This window comes from Pseudomonas sp. KD5 (genome assembly GCF_012932895.1).
GTDB lineage: Bacteria > Pseudomonadota > Gammaproteobacteria > Pseudomonadales > Pseudomonadaceae > Aquipseudomonas.
On the sequence record NZ_JDWJ01000007.1, the window covers coordinates 245303 to 261603 of the forward strand.

Sequence of the window (16301 nt, forward strand, 5' to 3'; positions counted from 1 at the left end):
ATCAGGGCAGACTCCTTTCTTCTGCACGAAAAAAGCAAAACCCCGCCAGAAAAAGGCGGGGTTTTCACGAGCCTCGATGGGTTGAGGCGTATCTGGACACTATCACAGCTCAATAAATAAACAAGCCGGGGGCGACCACGGCCCAGCGCTGACCATTGTGGCGAGGGAGCGATGTGGCGAGGGGGCTTGCCCCCGTTGGGTCGCGAAGCGGCCCCAAAAAGCTTACGACTGCTGCGCAGCCGAACGGGGGCAAGCCCCCTCGCCACAAAAGCCCTTAAGCCCTTAAGCCCTTAAGCCCTTAAGCCCTTAAGCCAAGATTTTGCGTTGTGCAGCCTGCGCACAAATTACCCGCCGCCGCTCATCATCGGCCGAGCGCCATTCGCGGATATCTTCGACATGCCGAAAACACCCCAGGCAAACCTTCTGCTCATCCAGCCGGCACACACCGCTGCACGGCGAAGGCACTGCCGGGCTAACGTTGCTATAGAGCGGTTTGGGCGGGCGAACGGGCGCAGGCTGGGTCACGATCTCACAGACCTTCGAATTCGAGTTCGACGTCGGCTTGCTGCTTGACGATGCGCTCGAGCATCTCACCCAGTTGCTCGTCGCTCTTGTCACACATCCAGCGCTTGCTCTCTTCGTCGTAGTCGAAGTGGAAGCCACCCGACACCGCCGCCAACCACAATTGCCGCAACGGCTCCTGACGACTGAAGATCAACTGGCTGCCGTTTTCGAACTTGACGGTGAGCACACCGGCCGAGCTCTCCAGATCGATATCCAGGTCACTCTCATCGAAAATATCCTCCAGCGTCTGCTGGGTGGCATCGACCAGATCGTGAAAACGGGCTTCAGTCAAACTCATTACGGGAACCTCAAAAAGTGTCTACTCACGCTCAAGCGCCGCAAGATACGGGCGAGCCCCGATGATTGCAAAGAATAACCACCAAGGACGAGGTGCGGTACGAAATATCCCTGCGCAACGCAGGACAAGTTACTGCGCCACAGTCAAAGGCCCGCCGGACGGGAGCCGCGTCACATAGGCAAGCTGCCGGGTGGCCGGTATACTCCGGCGCAATTAACGCATTTTCAAGGATTTCGCCATGAAGCGCCTGATCTCTTCCCTTGCTGCGCTCGTCGCGGTTGCCTGCCTGGTATCGGCCTGTGGTCAAAAAGGCCCGCTGTACCTGCCCGATGACAGCCAGGATCCTGCAGAGCAGGCCAAGTCGTCGCAACAGTCTCCGTCGAAAGCACACAAACACGACGTCTACCAATAAGGGAACGCCATGGACGCTTTTAACTACCGTGACGGTGAGCTGTTCGCGGAAGGTGTTGCCCTGTCCGCCATCGCCGAACGCTTTGGTACACCGACCTACGTCTACTCCCGTGCCCACATCGAAGCCCAGTACCTGGCTTACGCCGATGCGCTGGCCGGCACGTCTCACCTGGTCTGCTTTGCGGTCAAGGCCAACTCCAACCTGGGTGTACTGAATGTCCTGGCCCGTTTGGGCGCCGGTTTCGACATCGTTTCCCGTGGCGAACTGGAGCGTGTACTGGCCGCTGGCGGCAGCCCCGAAAAGATCGTGTTCTCCGGTGTCGGCAAGACCCGTGACGACATGCGTCGCGCCCTGGAAGTCGGCGTGCATTGCTTCAACGTCGAATCCACCGATGAGCTCGAACGTCTGCAAGTAGTCGCCGCCGAGCTGGGCGTTCGCGCGCCTATCTCGCTGCGCGTCAACCCGGACGTCGATGCCGGCACGCACCCGTACATTTCCACCGGTCTCAAAGAAAACAAGTTCGGCATCGCCATCGCCGACGCCGAAGACGTGTATGTCCGCGCCGCGCAACTGCCTAACCTGGAAGTGGTCGGCGTCGATTGCCACATCGGTTCGCAACTGACCACCCTGCCGCCCTTCATCGATGCCCTCGACCGCCTGCTGGGCCTGGTCGACCGCCTCGGCGATTGCGGCATCTACCTGCGCCACATCGATCTGGGTGGCGGTCTGGGCGTGCGTTATCGCGATGAAGAGCCGCCATTGGCCGCCGACTACATCAAGGCCGTGCGCGAGCGCCTCGACGGTCGTGACCTGGCGTTGGTGTTTGAGCCAGGCCGCTTTATCGTCGCCAACGCCGGCGTGCTGCTGACTCAGGTCGAGTATCTCAAGCACACCGAACACAAAGATTTCGCCATCGTCGATGCGGCCATGAACGATCTGATCCGCCCGGCGCTGTACCAGGCCTGGATGGACGTTACCGCCGTGCGCCCTCGCGATACCGCGACGCGTGCCTACGACATCGTCGGCCCGATCTGCGAAACCGGCGACTTCCTGGCCAAGGACCGTCAGCTGGCGCTGGAGGAAGGCGACCTGCTGGCCGTGCATTCGGCCGGTGCCTACGGGTTTGTCATGAGTTCCAACTACAACACCCGCGGCCGCGCCGCTGAAGTGTTGGTGGACGGTGATCAGGCAATCGAAGTGCGTCGCCGCGAGACGGTAGCCGAGTTGTTTGCTGGCGAAAGCCTGCTGCCGGAGTAACCCCATGCTGCTGCGTTTTACCAAGATGCACGGCCTGGGCAATGACTTCATGGTTCTCGACCTGGTCAGCCAGCACGCGCACATTCTGCCCAAGCATGCCAAGCAATGGGGCGATCGGCACACCGGCATCGGGTTCGACCAGTTGCTGATCGTCGAGGCGCCCAGCAACCCGGACGTGGATTTCCGCTATCGGATCTTCAACGCCGACGGCTCCGAAGTGGAACAGTGCGGTAACGGCGCTCGATGCTTCGCCCGCTTCGTGCTCGACAAGCGCCTGACCGCCAAGCGGCAGATTCGCGTCGAGACCAAAAGCGGCATCATCGAACTGGACATCCGCAACGATGGCCAGATCAGCGTCAACATGGGCGCCCCGCGCCTGGTGCCGGCCGAGATTCCGTTCGAAGCCCCAAGCCAGGCCCTGAGCTATCAGGTCGACGTCGACGGCACCATGGTCGAACTGGCTGCGGTGTCCATGGGCAACCCCCATGCCGTGTTGCGGGTCAACGACATCAACAAAGCACCGGTGCATGAACTGGGGCCGAAAATCGAACATCACCCGCGCTTTCCGGCGCGGGTCAATGTCGGTTTTCTCCAGGTCATCGACCGGAACCGCGCGCAGTTGCGCGTCTGGGAACGCGGGGCCGGGGAAACCCAGGCCTGCGGAACCGGCGCTTGTGCTGCCGCGGTGGCCGCGATCAGCCAGGGGTGGATGGATTCGCCGCTATTGATCGACCTGCCCGGCGGGCGCCTGTCCATTGAATGGGCAGGCCCTGGCCAACCGGTCATGATGACCGGCCCGGCAGTACGCGTATACGAAGGACAAGTGCGTCTTTGAGTGAGCGAAATCCATGACCGACAAGCCCCAGGTTCCCGCCCTACAGCCCGACGAATCCCCTTCCGAAAGCCTTGAGGCGGCGGCGATTGCCGCGTACCTGGAGGCTCATCCGGATTTCTTCATCGAGCATGAAGAACTGCTCCCGGCCCTGCGCATTCCGCACCAGCGCGGCGACACCATTTCGCTGGTCGAACGCCAGATGACAATTCTGCGCGATCGCAACATCGAGTTGCGTCATCGTCTCTCGCACTTGATGGACGTGGCCCGCGACAACGATCGCCTGTTCGACAAGACCCGCCGTCTGATTCTCACGCTGATGGACGCGACCAGCCTGGAAGACGTGGTGATCGGCGTCGAAGACAGCCTGCGCCAGGATTTCCAGGTGCCCTTCGTCAGCCTGATCCTGCTGGGCGACAACCCGATGCCGGTAGGTCGCTGGGTCACCCACGCCGACGCACAAACGGCCATCGGCGGCCTGCTCTCGGAAGACAAGAGCGTCTGCGGCAGCCTGCGTGAGCATGAACTGGACTTCCTGTTCGGCGAAGAACAGCGCAAGCAGATCGGCTCCACCGCCGTCGTCGCCATCAGCCACCAGGGCATCCACGGTGTTCTGGCCATCGCCAGCCGCGATCCGCAGCATTACAAGAGTTCGGTGGGCACGTTGTTCCTCAGCTACATCGCCGAAGTCATGGGCCGCGTACTGCCACGGGTCAACAACTCCCTGCGCTCGGTACGCTGATCGTGGAACGGCAACTGGACGCTTACTGCGAACACCTGCGCAGTGAGCGGCAAGTGTCGCCGCATACGCTGTACGCCTACCGCCGCGACCTCGACAAAGTGCTTGGCTGGTGCGTCAAACAGAACATCGGCAGCTGGGCCGCACTGGATATCCAGCGGCTGCGCAGCCTGATCGCCCGCCTGCATGCACAAGGCCAATCGTCCCGCAGCCTGGCGCGGCTACTGTCGGCGGTGCGCGGGCTCTATCATTATCTGAACCGCGAAGGCCTGTGCGACCACGACCCGGCCAATGGCCTGGCACCGCCCAAGGGCGAGCGTCGTCTGCCGAAAACCCTCGACACCGACCGTGCGCTGCAACTGCTAGAAGGCGCGGTGGAGGATGATTTCCTGGCCCGTCGGGATCAGGCGATTCTGGAGTTGTTCTATTCCTCCGGCTTGCGCCTTTCCGAACTGACCGGGCTCAACCTTGATCAACTGGACCTGGCTGACGGCATGGTCCAGGTCCTCGGTAAAGGCAGCAAGACCCGGCTGTTGCCGGTCGGCAAAAAGGCTCGCGAAGCATTGGAGTTATGGTTGCCGTTGCGGGCCATGGCCAACCCGGCGGACGACGCGGTGTTTGTCAGTCAGCAAGGCCGGCGCCTTGGCCCCCGGGCGATTCAGGTGCGGGTCAAGGCCGCCGGCGAGCGCGAGCTGGGGCAGAACCTGCACCCGCACATGTTGCGACACTCTTTCGCCAGCCATTTGCTGGAGTCCTCTCAGGACTTGCGCGCCGTACAGGAACTGCTCGGCCACTCGGACATCAAGACCACCCAGATCTACACCCACCTGGACTTCCAGCACCTGGCGACGGTCTACGACAGCGCCCATCCACGGGCCAAACGCATTAAAGGCGATGATTCATGACCATCCAACTGATCACCTTCGACCTCGACGACACCCTGTGGGACACCGCCCCGGTAATCGCCAGCGCCGAAGCCATATTGCGTGAATGGCTGACCGAGCATGCGCCGAACCTGGGCGCGGTGCCGGTGGAACATTTGTGGTCGATTCGCGAGCGGGTGTTGAGCAACGAGCCGAACCTCAAGCACCGAATCAGTGCGCTGCGTCGGCGGGTGCTTTTTCATGCTCTGGAAGAGGCTGGTTACGACCATGGTCAAGCCTCAGACCTGGCTGATCAAAGTTTTGAAGTGTTTCTGCATGCCCGGCATCAATTGGAAGTATTCCCCGAAGTCGAGCCGACGCTGGAGACACTCGCCAAGCACTACGCCCTCGGTGTAGTGACCAATGGCAACGCCGATGTGCGCCGACTGGGCCTGGCGGATTACTTCAGGTTTGCCCTGTGCGCCGAAGACATCGGCATCGCCAAACCGGATGCGCGACTGTTTCATGAAGCGTTGCAACGTGGCGGCGCGACCGCCGAAACCGCGGTGCATATCGGCGATCATCCTGGCGATGACATTGCCGGAGCACAGCAGGCGGGGTTGCGAGCGATCTGGTTTAACCCGGCGGGCAAAGTGTGGGAAGCCGAGAGGGCGCCGGATGCCGAGATTCGCAGTTTGACCGAGTTGCCGGGGTTGTTGGCTCGCTGGAACTCAGCCGATATTTGAGGTGCTGTGATCTTTTGATTTTCCCCCATGAAAAAGCCCGCAGCGACGGCGGGCTTTTTCAGCAAGCAGGAAGCAGGCGCTTAGATAGGCCGGCTGCCGTACTTGTTATCAGGCTTCTTGGGAGGATCGGCGACCACATTGGCCTCCACTTCCTGCACCTTGCCGCCCCGTGCCAGAAACTCTTCCATGGCCTTGGCCAGGGCATCGCGTTCCTTGTTCTTGGCTTCAACGCTCGGCAGCTCATCGACCGATACCGCTGCCTTGGCTTTGCCTTTGGCAGTGGGAACGGGCACATCAGCACCGTCATCGTCAGCAACGTCTTCCGCTGCTGCTTCCAGGCCTTCTTCGGCCTCGTCTTCGTCGCCTACTTCGAGGTCGTCGTTTTCCAGATCATCGTCGCTCATGTTCTACCTCATGACTTGCGAAAAGCAGATTAGTTATAGCCCAGCTTTGCCTTCTGTCGAAGGCCGCCGGAAAAAATTCAACCACCGCTGGTGACCAGCGGTTTATTCCCCTTCACCGTGCACGGTGGCGAGGACTTTACGGGCACCGCCATGATCACGGTGCTCGCCCAGATAAACGCCTTGCCAGGTTCCCAACGCCAGTCGGCCTGCCGAGATCGGCAAACTGAGCTGACAGCCAAGCACGCTGGCCTTGAAGTGCGCCGGGAGGTCGTCCTGGCCTTCGTCGTTATGCTCATAGTCGTCTGTTCCTTGTGGGATCAGACGATTGAAAAATCGTTCGAAGTCGCGACGTACCGCCGGATCGGCGTTCTCGTTGATGGTCAACGACGCCGAGGTATGCTGTAGCCACAAATGCAACAGACCGACCCGACACGCCTTGAGTTCAGGCAAGCCGGCGAGTAACTCGTCCGTTACCAGATGAAAGCCCCGGGGCCGTGCCCGCAGGGTAATCAGAGTCTGTTGCCACATACAGTTCTCCGCACGTTCGGGGCGCATTCTAGCGCGCTCTGGGAAAAAACAAAGGCCCTAATATTCCTTCAATCGTGTAAGCCATTGGCCGCAGAAAAACACCCGATGTAAACGCCCCTGAACGTGTATGAAAAAACCTTTCAGCCTTTCCTTCACTGACAAAATCAAGACAAAAAAATACCCGGCAAGCCGGGCATTTTTTTGTAGGCGTGCTTACAAGTTGTAGCCGCGTTCGTTGTGCAGCGCCAGATCGATGCCGACTGCCTCTTCTTCCTCGGTGATACGCAGACCGATGACAGCGTCCAGCACCTTGAGGATGATGAAGGTGACGATCGCGGTGTAGATCACCGTGAAGCCCACACCTTTGCACTGAATCCAGACTTGAGCCGCGATGTCGGTGACGGTGCCGAAACCACCCAGGGACGGTGCCGCGAACACACCGGTCAGGATCGCGCCGAGGATACCGCCGATACCGTGCACGCCAAAGGCATCCAGGGAATCGTCATAACCGAGTTTGCGTTTCAGGGTAGTCGCGCAGAAGAAGCACACCACGCCTGCTGCCAGACCGATCACCAGAGCGCCCATCGGGCCCACGGTGCCAGCGGCCGGAGTGATTGCAACCAGACCGGCCACCACACCCGAGGCGATACCCAGTGCACTTGGCTTGCCGTGAGTGATCCACTCGGCAAACATCCAGCCCAGCGCCGCAGCGGCGGTAGCGATCTGAGTCACCAGCATCGCCATGCCTGCAGTGCCGTTGGCTGCGGCAGCGGAACCGGCGTTGAAACCGAACCAGCCGACCCACAACATCGCAGCACCCATCAAGGTGTAACCGAGGTTGTGCGGCGCCATTGGAGTGGTCGGGAAGCCTTTACGCTTGCCCAGTACCAGGCAGGCAATCAGACCGGCCACACCGGCGTTGATATGAACCACGGTGCCACCGGCGAAGTCCAGAACACCCCAGTCCCACAACAGGCCGCCGTTGCCGGACCAGACCATGTGCGCAATCGGTGCGTAAACCAGGGTAAACCACACGCCCATGAAAATCAGCATGGCGGAGAACTTCATCCGCTCGGCGAAGGCGCCGACGATCAGTGCCGGGGTAATGATGGCGAAGGTCATCTGGAAGGTGACGAACACTGCCTCAGGGAACAGCGCCGCAGGCCCGGTCAGACTCGCAGGCGTGATACCGGCGAGGAAGGCCTTGTTCAGGCTCCCGAAGAACGAGTTGAAATTGATGACGCCCTGTTCCATACCAGTGGTGTCGAACGCGACGCTGTAGCCATAAATGACCCACAGCACGCTGATCAGACCGGTAATGGCGAAGCACTGCATCATCACGGAAAGAAGGTTTTTCGACCGAACCATGCCGCCGTAGAACAGCGCGAGGCCGGGAATGGTCATGAACAGCACCAGGGCTGTCGAGGTCATCATCCAGGCGGTGTCGCCGGAGTTGAGGACTGGGGCCGCCACTTCGTCTGCCGCCATGGCCAGGCCGGGCATTACGAGGGACAACAGGGCTCCTAGCCCTGCGATTTTACGCAGAGTCATATTGTTTTCTCCTGGGGCGTTGGGTTTGTGGCGGCTTAGATTGCGTCGGTATCGGTTTCGCCGGTACGGATGCGAATCGCCTGTTCCAGATTGACCACGAAGATCTTGCCGTCACCGATCTTGCCGGTGTTGGCGGCCTTGGTTATCGCCTCGATAACCCGGTCCAGATCCTTGTCGTCAATGGCGACATCGATCTTCACCTTGGGCAGAAAATCGACCACGTACTCCGCGCCGCGATACAGCTCGGTGTGACCCTTCTGCCGACCGAAGCCTTTGACCTCAGTAACGGTAATGCCCTGCACGCCGATCTCGGACAGCGACTCGCGCACGTCGTCCAGTTTGAACGGCTTGATGATGGCAGTGACTAGCTTCATGAAAACTCTCTCCCGAATTGGTGGACTTGCCCCAGGAAAACAAACCCGACTCAAGTCTAAGCGCAGTGCCTGGCTTTGTAACGCATCGTCGGCTTTACCTGCCCGTCCGACGCCAGCTAACCACTCCGCACGAAACTTCCCCCGTTCCGCTTGGCGCACTGCATTCGTCACAGCGACTGCATCAGTGCATGGGTCACCAGCGACTAAGCAGAAAGCTTGCCATCTATCCAAAACCCATTGATTTCAAGCCCTTGGCCGCTACCACAGACCCCTCCAGCCGATTGACGCCACGGTTACGCACAACAACAGTGCGCGACCGTCCACTCGCATGCGCGAAAAGCGTGCATCCCAGCCGCCGAGATTGACTATAGACACTGCGTGGTACACTGCCCGCCATTGTTGACAGGACATTTCCCATGCTCGCGCCCAAAGACTTCCTCGACGCCCTCAGCGGCACCGCCTCCCGCCTCTTCAGCGGCGACACCCCACTGCCGAAAAGCGAAATCGAAAGCCAGTTCAAGGCTTTGTTGCAAAGCGGCTTCAGCAAGCTGGACCTGGTGAGCCGGGAAGAATTCGATAGTCAGATGGTTGTGCTGGCGCGGACCCGGGCGCGGCTGGAAAGCCTTGAGGCTAAAGTGGCGGAGCTGGAAGCGAAGCTCAATCCAGTTGCTGACGCCGAGTAACCTGGTCGTTCCCGTGCTCTGCGTGGAAACGATCATTCAATGTGTCCTGTAGGAGCTGCCGAAGGCTGCGATCTTTTGATCTTAAGCCCTGCACACATCCCGGCAACGTCCTACAAAGAGCACCACCGCCGTCCGATTGCGCCGCAAAGCCCCGGTTCCTAAGCTCACCTTCTGCTGAATGTTCAGCACTGGGTTTGGCGACCCTGGAAGCTTAAGGCGCACGACAACCATCCGATAGCGGGCTAATTTCCGCCGCATCGAATCATGGCGGCTGTGCGTGGGAGACCTTCGGGTCTGCCGGGTTCCTTTTGCTCCGGTTCGCCAACCCGCGTACAGCTGCCACCCAATTGTTTGGCGACGATTGCAGGCAGCCCTTTAAGCAAAAGGAGCTGTATCAATGAATCGCGATGACGCTTACCTGATCCCCCACGTCTTCACCCGCCACAAACTCCACCTCCACGCCCTACTCCTCGAAAACCAGGCCTGGTTCAGCGCCCGCGACCTCGGCCGATTGCTCCGGCTTTTCCTGGACGAACGAGCGTTACGAAAACTCGATCCCGACCAACACCAAACCGTACAACTGCTCATCCACGGCACTGTAGAAAACACACTGCTGATCAGCGAATCCGGCGTCTACGCATTACTGGTCTACCACTACTGCCCCGAATACCGAGGCCTGCGCGAATGGCTGACCCACGACGTGGTCCCAGCCCTCAGAGACGCCCAACATCCCACCTCAATCGAACGCCCGATTCTGAGCCTGCTCAATTGGCCGCAGATGTCGTTGAGTTTGCTGCACTGGAATAACCAGCCGTGGATTCGGTTGCAGGATGTTCCGCAACTGCTGCCGAATGAGGAACGACCGCGAAGTATGGTCAATGCTCCGTGGTGGAAGCGTGCGTCACGAATACTCCAGGCATTCTGAACGACAAAAAAACCCCACGTTTATCGCGTGGGGTTCGTTCAGGAACAGAGGTTCAGGCGCAGTGCGGGAGCCGCTCAACCTGATCCCGGATCGCAGCCCCTCGTTCGATCTCGGCTTTTCGCAAATCGTATGTCGATTGCAGGTTCAGCCAAAACTCGGGAGTCGTGCCCAGGCAGATAGATAGCCTTAGAGCCATATCGGCACTGACACCTCGACGCTGTAGTACGATGTCGTTCACAGTAGGCGTCGAAACGCTCAACGCTCTGGCCAAGGCTGCAGCCGTAAGGCTCAGAGGCTCCAGGTATTCCTCTTTGAGGATCTCGCCAGGGTGAACCGGGCGCATACCATTCTTAGTCATTACTCACCTCAGTGATAATCGACGATTTCGACATTCTCTGGTCCGTTAAGACCCCAAACAAAGCAAATTCGCCATTGAGCGTTGATGCGGATGCTGTGCTGACCTTTTCGATCTCCTTCCAGCGCCTCCAATCGATTGCCTGGTGGTGATCGAAGGTCCATCAGCACCGCAGCAGCATCAAGCATCGTCAGCTTTCGTTCCACGACACTCAGAATGGCTGACCACATACGGGTCTTTCCGTTGCGAAACAGGTACTCGGTCTCAGAACACTTAAAGCCAACGATCATAATTTAAAGCTTAACGTTATGCATTAATCTTGAGTGTATAACCTGAATTCACTAATGCAAACGCGTGTTGCGATTCCTGGTCCCCCTCTCAAAACTTTAGGAAAAGGACTACCTGAGCCCTTCAGAAGGCTTTCGAAATCCAGCCGAATCCTACAAAAACAAGCGCCAATTCCCATTGCATCAAAACCGTGTCCACCTCCTAAGCTGACTGACCCAAAAAAACCAATCTACAAATCGAAAAGGTCGCTATGAAATCTAAAAAACAAAAAGCCAAACTGTTACTCGCCACTAAATATCATGCTGAGGCACTCCGGTTAGCCGGGAGCGTATCGGCCAATCAACGCCGCTTTTTTGATGTCGCCGCTGCTCAGGGCAAAGAACTTGAACCGAGTGGCTGGCTTGCAGGCACGAGCCTGACGAAGCTCCCGGATTAGCTCACCAAAACTCGCAACATCCTGCGAAAGTTTCCTTCCCTTGCCGCCACGCTAAACCCTCACTCCCCGTCTACCCTTCAAAAACCCGCAGGAAGCGGTTCCCTGTCAGCTCAAGGAACGACCATGTCCCTATCCATCGTCCACAGCCGCGCCCAAGTCGGCGTGGATGCGCCCGCCGTCACCGTCGAAGTGCATCTGGCTAACGGCTTGCCGTCGCTGACCATGGTCGGGCTGCCCGAGGCGGCGGTGAAAGAAAGCAAGGACCGGGTGCGTAGCGCGATCATCAATTCCGGCCTGCAATTTCCAGCGCGGCGCATCACCTTGAATCTCGCACCAGCCGATTTACCGAAGGACGGCGGGCGGTTCGATCTGGCGATTGCCTTGGGGATTTTGTCGGCCAGTGTGCAGGTGCCGACGTTGACGCTGGATGACGTGGAGTGCCTGGGAGAGCTGGCGCTGTCGGGCGCGGTGCGGGCGGTTCGCGGGGTGTTGCCGGCGGCGTTGGCGGCACGCAAGGCCGGGCGCACGCTGGTAGTCCCGCGAGCGAACGCAGAAGAAGCCTGCCTGGCGTCGGGGTTGAAGGTGATTGCGGTGGATCATCTGCTTCAAGCGGTCGCGCATTTCAATGGTCACACGCCCATCGAACCCTACGCTTCCAATGGTTTGCTCTACGCCAGCAAACCCTATCCCGACTTGAACGAAGTGCAGGGACAACTTGCGGCCAAGCGAGCCTTGCTGATTGCAGCGGCGGGGGCTCATAACCTGCTGTTCAGCGGTCCGCCGGGGACGGGAAAAACGTTGTTGGCGAGTCGTCTGCCGGGGCTGTTACCGCCATTGGCCGAGAGCGAAGCACTGGAAGTCGCGGCGATTCAATCGGTCGCCAGTTGTGTGCCGCTGAGTCATTGGCCACAGCGCCCCTTCCGACAGCCTCACCACTCCGCTTCAGGCCCTGCACTGGTAGGCGGCGGCTCGAAACCGCAACCCGGTGAAATCACCCTCGCCCACCATGGCGTGCTGTTCCTCGATGAACTCCCGGAATTTGATCGCAAGGTATTGGAGGTATTGAGAGAGCCATTGGAGTCCGGTCACATCGTGATTTCCCGCGCCAAGGACCGCGTACGCTTTCCGGCGCGCTTTCAATTGGTGGCTGCGATGAACCCCTGCCCCTGTGGATATCTTGGCGAGCCAAGCGGCCGTTGTTCCTGTACGCCGGACATGGTGCAGCGCTATCGCAACAAACTGTCGGGGCCGCTGCTGGACCGCATCGATCTGCACCTGACGGTTGCTCGGGAGGCTACGGCGCTGAATCCTGCGTTAAAACCCGGCGACGATACAGCCACCGCCGCCAAGCTGGTTGCTGATGCAAGAGAGCGGCAACACAAACGCCAAGGTTGCGCCAATGCCTTTCTCGACCTGCCAGGCCTACGCCGACACTGTAAGTTATCCACAGCCGATGAAAACTGGCTGGAATCCGCCTGCGAGCGTTTAACGCTGTCGTTGCGAGCGGCCCATCGACTGCTCAAGGTCGCGCGCACGCTGGCGGACCTTGAGCAGGCTGACGGGATCAGACGCGAACACCTGGCCGAAGCGCTGCAATATCGGCCAACAACACTCTAGTCCGTGTCACCCCTTGGTCAGATCAACCAACGGCGTCTGCCGCACTTCAGTCTCCCGACCACCCTGAATCTCGCTCACCCGCTTCAACGCCTTATCCACAGCCGCCTTATCCGCCAACAAGCTGTAGCTGATACGGAACTGCTTCTGTTCCTTCGGCGCAATTGTCGGCACCAGGTTCAGTGGCCGCTGATACCGGCGGTTATAGGAAAAGCTCGTTCCCGGCTCCAGCCCCGTGACGTAGCCCTGGCCTTGGGTATCGGTGTTTTTCCACAGGGAGAACACCGGCAGTGTTTGAGTGTTGAAACCGACCGAGACACCCAGGCTGCCGGCCTTGTTATGCAGCACGGTCAACGTATCGCCCTTGGCATCGGCATATGGCACCACGTTGTAAACCGTCTCGTCGTAGTCCTTGGTCGGTGCGCGGTAGGTTTGCCAGTCCGGCAGATCGCCCTTGGCTTTGTCGTTGAACGGCGACACCTGCTTCACCGGAGCGGCGAAACGGGCGCCCTGTTCCAGGAACGGAGTGCTGAAGTTGCTGTGATACAGCGCCTGATATTCCTTCGGATAATCACCGTTGTTGGTCAGGGTGTCGTTGAGGGCGAACACGACGCTGCCGGGTTCGGTGACCAGTTCGGTCGCGACGGAGAAGTCGACTTTCTTGAATGCCTGCTCTTTCAGTTCACCGCGCAGGCTGATGGCGTATGGCGGTTTTTCATCAATATGCAGGGTGACTTTGTTGGCCGGGATGTTGGCGGCGCGACCGTGCAGGGTCAGCAGCTCGCCATTGTCCATGCCGGGATGGCCGACCCATTCGTAGCCGCAGCGGGTGACCAGTTCATTGAAACCTTCCAGCCAGCCCAGGCCACCGCGACCGTTGAGTTCGATGAAGGACGGGTTGACCACTTCCTTGACCGGCGAATCCCAGCCCATGCGCACATTGCCGACCGAAGCTTGCAGCACGTTCATACCGCGAGTCGGCACCACCGAGAGTTTCATCGTGCCGTTATCGATGTCGACGATGCTGACACCCTCCTGCCGACCGCCGTGCAAGGTGCGCAGGGTTACGGAGAAGGGTTTGGCGGTTTTTACGCCGAGTTGCTGGCTGGTGATCTGCCAGTTCTGGGCGGCTTTGTCGGTATCGAGCAGGACGTAATCCCAGGCCATGGCGTGGGAAGCAGCGGACAGTGCGCTGAGGGCAACGAAGAGTTTGAGCGGGGTCATGGCAGCAGCCTTTATTGGAGTTGTGCCATTTTTATAAACTTGAAGAAACGTTTCAGCAAGTATAAAAATCGAGATCACGACGGCAAATGCCAAATGATCGTCGATACGGGGCTTGTGGGTAACGCGGAGAATCGAGTTGATGCCATCGCGAGCCTACTCGCGATGGCGATTTGGGCAGCGCCTCAACGAAACCGGTCAACCTCATGCCGCAAGTCCGCCGCGAGCTTCTCCAGCTCTTTGGCAGTCACCGCCAGGTTCGACACCACTTCCCGCTGCTCACTGTTCGCCAGGGCAATGCTTTGCAGATTGCTGCTGAGCAAGGTCGCGGTACTGCTTTGCTCTTGGGTGGCGGTGGTGATGGCGGCGAACTGCTGACCGGCCGAGCGGCTTTGCTCATCGATTCGCGCCAGGGCTGAAGCGACGTTGGCGTTGCGCGACAAGCCTTCCTGCATCAGCACGTTACCCTGCTCCATGGTGCTGATCGCGTTGCCGGTTTCCTGCTGGATACTCTGGATCATCCCGGAAATTTCGTCAGTGGCCTGGCGAGTACGTGAGGCCAGGTTACGCACCTCATCGGCCACCACCGCAAACCCACGACCTTGTTCACCGGCACGGGCGGCTTCGATGGCAGCGTTGAGTGCCAGCAAATTGGTTTGCTCGGCGATCGCGGTGATCACCCCGACAATGCCGCCGATTTCCTGGGAGCGCTGACCCAAGGTGTTGATCACAGTCGCGGTGCTGTTCAGCGCACCAGCGATTTGTTCCAGGGATGAGGACGCTTCGTCCATCGACGTACGACCGATCTGGGTTTGCTGTGCATTTTCCTGCGCCAAGCGCTGGGTGTTGCCCATGTTGTCGGCAATGTTCAACGAGGTGGCGCTGAACTCTTCCACGGCGCCGGCCATGCTGGTGATCTCGCCGGACTGCTGCTCCATCCCTTCATAGGCACCACCGGACAAGCCAGACAACGCCTGGGCGCGGCTGTTGACCTCTTCCGAGGCTCTACGAATGTGCTCGACCATGGTCGACAAGGCCTGGCTCATCTGGTTGAAAGCGCGGGCCAACTGACCGATTTCGTCGTTGCTCGACACGCTCAGGCGCACGCTCAAATCACCGGCACCCAAGGCTTCGGCCTGACGCACCAGATCCCCCAGCGGCGCCAGTTTGCTGCGCAACAACCAGACCGCCGAACCCACCGCCAGCAACATCGCCAACAGGCTGCCGATGGCCAGGCGAATGCCGACGCTCCAGGTCACCGCGCGGATTTCCGCTTTCGGCATGCTCGCCACCACCGACCACGGCCCGCCTTCGAACGGCACGGCAATGCTGTAGAAGTCTTGCGACTTGTCGCTCCAGAAATCGCCCTTGCCCGGTGTCTTGGCCAGACCGACGATGGCCGGTGCTGCCACGTCCAACGCTTGCACACCGGCGATCGGTACCAGCCATTTGCTCTGCTCATCGAGCAGCGCCAGGGAGCCGGTCTGGCCGATGCGGAAGCGCTTGAGGTTTTCGAATTGGGCGTTCTGGGCGTCGGTGTAATCGAATCCCACGAATAGCACGGCAATCACCTTACCGCCGCTGTCGCGTACGGGGGTGTATTGAGTCATGTAGGACCGTTCGAAGAGCAAGGCGCGACCGACGTAGCTCTGCCCGGCCATCAAGCGCGCATAGGCCGGATGAGCGTGATCCAGCAATGTGCCGATGGCCCGGGTGCCGTCCTGTTTGCTCAGGGACGTGCTGACCCGAATGAAATCTTCGCCACTGCGCACGAACAGTGTCGCAACGCCGGCGGTCATTTGCTTGAACTCGTCCACTTCCTTGAAGTTGTTGTTCAACACTTCGCCGCCCAGGTGCAGGCCCGGGGTCTGCACGCCCGCCACGGCCACCGGCTCATCCGGGTGCACGCTCAAACCGGCGCTGAAGCGCTTCTCGAACAGGCCGCTGAGGCGCTGGGTACTCTCACGCAACGTGCCGTGGAACGTGCTCAGCTGATCGGCCAGCAGCCGCGCCTCGCTGGCCAGGTGCTCTTCGCGGGTGGCGAGGTTGGCGGCGTCCAGCGAGCGCAGGGCAAACACGGCGCTGCCGCTGATGACAATCGCCAGTATCACGGCAAGCGCAAGACCCAGCTGTGAAGCAATCCGAGCACGAGGTTGAGACATGACAGCTCCTGACCCAGTGGGCCGGATCATCCTGATCCCGTCGCACTCG

20 protein-coding genes are annotated in these 16301 nt (G+C 59.7%); 10 read left to right on the top strand and 10 right to left on the bottom strand.

What is annotated here, in order from left to right:
• Positions 1-306: 306 nt before the first annotated feature.
• Both AF70_RS17460 and cyaY read right to left on the bottom strand, forming a co-directional pair.
• The gene (locus tag AF70_RS17460; protein ID WP_081791024.1) at positions 307-525 is read right to left on the bottom strand and encodes a DUF1289 domain-containing protein; all 219 of its coding nucleotides are present in this window, start codon (positions 523-525) and stop codon (positions 307-309) included.
• Positions 526-529: 4 nt separating this feature from the next.
• The gene (cyaY, locus tag AF70_RS17465; RefSeq protein WP_019580500.1) at positions 530-862 is read right to left on the bottom strand and encodes an iron donor protein CyaY; all 333 of its coding nucleotides are present in this window, start codon (positions 860-862) and stop codon (positions 530-532) included.
• A 238-nt stretch (positions 863-1100) separates the two neighbouring features.
• Between cyaY and AF70_RS17470 the strand changes: the two genes are divergently transcribed.
• Genes AF70_RS17470 through AF70_RS17495 form a run of 6 tightly spaced genes read left to right on the top strand, consistent with a single transcriptional unit; the run spans position 1101 to position 5711 of the window.
• On the top strand, positions 1101-1274 hold the full coding sequence (locus AF70_RS17470) for a lipoprotein (RefSeq protein WP_007941283.1): 174 nt from the start codon (positions 1101-1103) through the stop codon (positions 1272-1274).
• A 9-nt stretch (positions 1275-1283) separates the two neighbouring features.
• A complete protein-coding gene (gene lysA / locus AF70_RS17475) occupies positions 1284-2531 on the top strand; it encodes a diaminopimelate decarboxylase (protein ID WP_028939139.1) in 1248 nt (415 codons plus the stop codon).
• Between the two features lie 4 nt (positions 2532-2535).
• The gene (gene dapF / locus AF70_RS17480) at positions 2536-3366 is read left to right on the top strand and encodes a diaminopimelate epimerase (RefSeq protein ID WP_018927533.1); all 831 of its coding nucleotides are present in this window, start codon (positions 2536-2538) and stop codon (positions 3364-3366) included.
• Positions 3367-3379: 13 nt separating this feature from the next.
• Positions 3380-4105: a DUF484 family protein gene (locus tag AF70_RS17485; protein ID WP_007941280.1), complete on the top strand. Its 726-nt coding sequence runs from the start codon at positions 3380-3382 to the stop codon at positions 4103-4105.
• A 2-nt stretch (positions 4106-4107) separates the two neighbouring features.
• Entirely contained in the window at positions 4108-5007 is a 900-nt protein-coding gene (gene xerC, locus AF70_RS17490) for a tyrosine recombinase XerC (protein ID WP_007941279.1), read from the top strand.
• On the top strand, positions 5004-5711 hold the full coding sequence (locus AF70_RS17495; protein WP_019580497.1) for an HAD family hydrolase: 708 nt from the start codon (positions 5004-5006) through the stop codon (positions 5709-5711). The genes xerC and AF70_RS17495 overlap by 4 nt, the downstream gene beginning before the upstream one ends.
• A gap of 80 nt (positions 5712-5791) precedes the next feature.
• Here the strand turns inward: AF70_RS17495 and sutA are convergent, their stop codons facing one another.
• The 4 genes from sutA to glnK form a co-directional block, all read right to left on the bottom strand.
• On the bottom strand, positions 5792-6115 hold the full coding sequence (sutA, locus tag AF70_RS17500; protein WP_007941277.1) for a transcriptional regulator SutA: 324 nt from the start codon (positions 6113-6115) through the stop codon (positions 5792-5794).
• A 102-nt stretch (positions 6116-6217) separates the two neighbouring features.
• Positions 6218-6643 carry a secondary thiamine-phosphate synthase enzyme YjbQ gene (locus AF70_RS17505; protein ID WP_018927529.1) on the bottom strand — a complete coding sequence of 142 codons (426 nt, stop codon included), beginning with the start codon at positions 6641-6643 and terminating at the stop codon, positions 6218-6220.
• Positions 6644-6856: 213 nt separating this feature from the next.
• Positions 6857-8194, bottom strand: coding sequence for an ammonium transporter (locus AF70_RS17510; RefSeq protein ID WP_007941275.1), 1338 nt, complete (start codon positions 8192-8194; stop codon positions 6857-6859).
• Between the two features lie 35 nt (positions 8195-8229).
• On the bottom strand, positions 8230-8568 hold the full coding sequence (glnK, locus tag AF70_RS17515) for a P-II family nitrogen regulator (RefSeq protein WP_002555808.1): 339 nt from the start codon (positions 8566-8568) through the stop codon (positions 8230-8232).
• Between the two features lie 416 nt (positions 8569-8984).
• Here glnK and AF70_RS17520 point away from each other — a divergent pair, with 416 nt between their 5' ends.
• The gene (locus AF70_RS17520; protein ID WP_019580496.1) at positions 8985-9251 is read left to right on the top strand and encodes an accessory factor UbiK family protein; all 267 of its coding nucleotides are present in this window, start codon (positions 8985-8987) and stop codon (positions 9249-9251) included.
• A 397-nt stretch (positions 9252-9648) separates the two neighbouring features.
• Positions 9649-10176, top strand: coding sequence for a Bro-N domain-containing protein (locus AF70_RS17525; RefSeq protein WP_028939140.1), 528 nt, complete (start codon positions 9649-9651; stop codon positions 10174-10176).
• 52 nt (positions 10177-10228) lie between these two features.
• Here AF70_RS17525 and AF70_RS17530 read toward each other — a convergent pair whose 3' ends face one another.
• A complete protein-coding gene (locus AF70_RS17530; protein ID WP_019580494.1) occupies positions 10229-10534 on the bottom strand; it encodes a HigA family addiction module antitoxin in 306 nt (101 codons plus the stop codon).
• Positions 10535-10542: 8 nt separating this feature from the next.
• The gene (locus AF70_RS17535; RefSeq protein ID WP_026331819.1) at positions 10543-10821 is read right to left on the bottom strand and encodes a type II toxin-antitoxin system RelE/ParE family toxin; all 279 of its coding nucleotides are present in this window, start codon (positions 10819-10821) and stop codon (positions 10543-10545) included.
• 248 nt (positions 10822-11069) lie between these two features.
• Here AF70_RS17535 and AF70_RS17540 point away from each other — a divergent pair, with 248 nt between their 5' ends.
• Positions 11070-11255, top strand: a complete 186-nt coding sequence (locus tag AF70_RS17540) for a hypothetical protein (protein ID WP_019580492.1) — start codon at positions 11070-11072, stop codon at positions 11253-11255.
• Between the two features lie 123 nt (positions 11256-11378).
• Complete coding sequence (locus tag AF70_RS17545) at positions 11379-12872, top strand: YifB family Mg chelatase-like AAA ATPase (protein WP_019580491.1); 1494 nt, start codon at positions 11379-11381, stop codon at positions 12870-12872.
• 6 nt (positions 12873-12878) lie between these two features.
• On the opposite strand, the gene AF70_RS17550 is transcribed toward AF70_RS17545, so the two are convergent.
• Positions 12879-14093, bottom strand: a complete 1215-nt coding sequence (locus AF70_RS17550) for an aldose 1-epimerase family protein (RefSeq protein WP_028939141.1) — start codon at positions 14091-14093, stop codon at positions 12879-12881.
• A gap of 182 nt (positions 14094-14275) precedes the next feature.
• Positions 14276-16252 (bottom strand): methyl-accepting chemotaxis protein, encoded by a 1977-nt coding sequence (locus AF70_RS17555; protein ID WP_028939142.1) that lies wholly within the window; start codon positions 16250-16252, stop codon positions 14276-14278.
• Positions 16253-16301 lie beyond the last annotated feature (49 nt).

What these genes read in the sequence shown, in the direction of transcription:
- AF70_RS17545 (WP_019580491.1), top strand. Translation starts at nt 11,379, where the DNA reads ATGTCCCTATCCATCGTCCACAGCCGCGCCCAAGTCGGCGTGGATGCG.
- AF70_RS17520 (WP_019580496.1), top strand. Translation starts at nt 8,985, where the DNA reads ATGCTCGCGCCCAAAGACTTCCTCGACGCCCTCAGCGGCACCGCCTCC.
- AF70_RS17510 (WP_007941275.1), bottom strand. Translation starts at nt 8,194, where the DNA reads ATGACTCTGCGTAAAATCGCAGGGCTAGGAGCCCTGTTGTCCCTCGTA.
- AF70_RS17505 (WP_018927529.1), bottom strand. Translation starts at nt 6,643, where the DNA reads ATGTGGCAACAGACTCTGATTACCCTGCGGGCACGGCCCCGGGGCTTT.
- AF70_RS17555 (WP_028939142.1), bottom strand. Translation starts at nt 16,252, where the DNA reads ATGTCTCAACCTCGTGCTCGGATTGCTTCACAGCTGGGTCTTGCGCTT.
- AF70_RS17525 (WP_028939140.1), top strand. Translation starts at nt 9,649, where the DNA reads ATGAATCGCGATGACGCTTACCTGATCCCCCACGTCTTCACCCGCCAC.
- AF70_RS17530 (WP_019580494.1), bottom strand. Translation starts at nt 10,534, where the DNA reads ATGACTAAGAATGGTATGCGCCCGGTTCACCCTGGCGAGATCCTCAAA.
- dapF (WP_018927533.1), top strand. Translation starts at nt 2,536, where the DNA reads ATGCTGCTGCGTTTTACCAAGATGCACGGCCTGGGCAATGACTTCATG.
- AF70_RS17495 (WP_019580497.1), top strand. Translation starts at nt 5,004, where the DNA reads ATGACCATCCAACTGATCACCTTCGACCTCGACGACACCCTGTGGGAC.
- cyaY (WP_019580500.1), bottom strand. Translation starts at nt 862, where the DNA reads ATGAGTTTGACTGAAGCCCGTTTTCACGATCTGGTCGATGCCACCCAG.
- AF70_RS17485 (WP_007941280.1), top strand. Translation starts at nt 3,380, where the DNA reads ATGACCGACAAGCCCCAGGTTCCCGCCCTACAGCCCGACGAATCCCCT.
- glnK (WP_002555808.1), bottom strand. Translation starts at nt 8,568, where the DNA reads ATGAAGCTAGTCACTGCCATCATCAAGCCGTTCAAACTGGACGACGTG.
- AF70_RS17470 (WP_007941283.1), top strand. Translation starts at nt 1,101, where the DNA reads ATGAAGCGCCTGATCTCTTCCCTTGCTGCGCTCGTCGCGGTTGCCTGC.
- sutA (WP_007941277.1), bottom strand. Translation starts at nt 6,115, where the DNA reads ATGAGCGACGATGATCTGGAAAACGACGACCTCGAAGTAGGCGACGAA.
- lysA (WP_028939139.1), top strand. Translation starts at nt 1,284, where the DNA reads ATGGACGCTTTTAACTACCGTGACGGTGAGCTGTTCGCGGAAGGTGTT.
- AF70_RS17550 (WP_028939141.1), bottom strand. Translation starts at nt 14,093, where the DNA reads ATGACCCCGCTCAAACTCTTCGTTGCCCTCAGCGCACTGTCCGCTGCT.
- AF70_RS17535 (WP_026331819.1), bottom strand. Translation starts at nt 10,821, where the DNA reads ATGATCGTTGGCTTTAAGTGTTCTGAGACCGAGTACCTGTTTCGCAAC.
- AF70_RS17540 (WP_019580492.1), top strand. Translation starts at nt 11,070, where the DNA reads ATGAAATCTAAAAAACAAAAAGCCAAACTGTTACTCGCCACTAAATAT.